General features: G+C 73.4%; 1 protein-coding gene. It reads right to left on the reverse strand.

Annotated features, from left to right (window positions below):
- Positions 1 to 273 precede the first annotated feature (273 nt).
- On the reverse strand, positions 274 to 1,197 hold the full coding sequence (locus tag ACFRMQ_RS40630; protein WP_380735950.1) for an LLM class flavin-dependent oxidoreductase: 924 nt from the start codon (positions 1,195 to 1,197) through the stop codon (positions 274 to 276).
- Positions 1,198 to 1,592 lie beyond the last annotated feature (395 nt).

Consider the following 1,592-nt stretch of genomic DNA (forward strand, 5'->3'; position numbering starts at 1 on the left):
GCTCGCCGGGCGGCCTTCACGCACCGCCTGAGCGGCGGCTGGGGCCGCAGGGGCGGGACCCGGGCGCGGATCGGATTCCGGGCGCGGCGGCGCACTCCTACGGGTGGATGCCGCCGCGCCGGCCTTGCCGGTGGTTGCGGAGGGTGTCACTTCGGGCTCTCAAGGTGAGGGTGTCGCCCGGGTTCGGGTGGACGGCCCCATCGCCCCCGAGCAGCCCGGCCGTTCGCCCTCCGGGTCCGGGTCCGGGTCCGGGTCCGGGTCTACGGGGTGAGGTCACGGCCGTCCGTCGGAGGAGGCGGTTCCGACGGGATCGGCTCCCGGATCGGCGGGACGAGGGGGACCGGATCCGATTCGGGCGCGGACGAGTTCGACCGGGCCCCGGAACCAGCCCAGTTTCTCCACCCACCAGGTGAGGCCGGCCGCCCGGTACGGGGCGACGACCATCGCGTCGGTGTCCCGCCGGACCCCGGATGTCCGGCCCTCCATGACGACGTCGAACGGCCCGTTCCGGACGGTCTGTTGGGCGCGGACGTAGGAGACCACGGCGTCCAGGTCGGCCGGGGGCATCATCTCGGTGTGGCCCACCCCCGCCCGGGTGGGGAAGACGCCGTCCCAGCGGGCGGCCCGTCGCATGGGGCGTCGCGAGGGCCAGGTGCCGGCGATCCACACCGGGATGCGAGGACGTTGCGGGCTCACCGGCTGGAAGGTGAGGTCCGTGACCGTGAACCAGCGGCCGTGGAAGGTGAACGGCCGGCCCGCCCACAGCCCGTCGAGGATCTGGAGGGCTTCGTCCAGCTTCTCCGCGCGCACCCGTGGGTCGGGATCCTGGCCCAGCGCCCGGAACTCGGAGGCGGAGGACCCCAGGCCGGCGCCGAAGACCAGCCGTCCACCGCTGAGGAGGTCCAGCGCGACGGTCGCGCGGGCGACTTCGGCGGGGCGCTTGAGGGCGAGCACGTTCACCATGACGCCGAGTCGCAGGCGTTCCGTGTCGGCGGCGATCGCGGCCAGGGTGGTCCACGAGTCGGTGACGTGTTCGTCCGGGTCTTCCGCGACCTGTCCGTCCCAGAGGAAGAATCCGTCCCAGCCGGACCGCTCCGCCAGCACTCCCAGTTCGCGGAGCAGGCGGGGATCGGCGTACTCGCGCCTGTTGGGCAGCCCGACGGCGTATCGCAGCGGCTGCTGTGGCGTGGCATCCATCGGGTGTCGCCTTCCGGGTCGCCGTCTTCCTGGTCGCTTTCCTGGTTGCCGTCCTGATCGCCGGTCCGATCGCCGTTCCGGTCGCCTTCCCGACCGGGCACGACGGTCGCCGGCGCGACCGGCTCCGGCCTCGATGATGTCGGCCGCGCGTCGACCGGGGCAACCGGAACGATGTCGGTACACCGCTCGCCCGGACAGCCGCACGTATGCGAATCGACAGTCGGATTCCCGTGCCCCGCAGCAGGTCGGCGGCTCTCCGCAGGCCGGGAACCGGGCACGGTGCTACGGTCCATGGGGAGTTCGAACCGCCGGTGGCGGTTCCGGCGCCCTCTCCGTGTGGCGGCGTCTCCTTCGGCGAGACCTTCGGCGAGACGGCACGCCGCCCTCCCCCGACA

Origin of the sequence: Kitasatospora sp. NPDC056783 (assembly GCF_042789895.1) — a bacterium.
Classification (GTDB): Bacteria; Actinomycetota; Actinomycetes; order Streptomycetales; family Streptomycetaceae; genus Kitasatospora.

Bases quoted from the DNA above. Each gene is read 5' to 3' on its own strand.
- ACFRMQ_RS40630 (WP_380735950.1), bottom strand. From the start codon at position 1,197: ATGGATGCCACGCCACAGCAGCCGCTGCGATACGCCGTCGGGCTGCCC.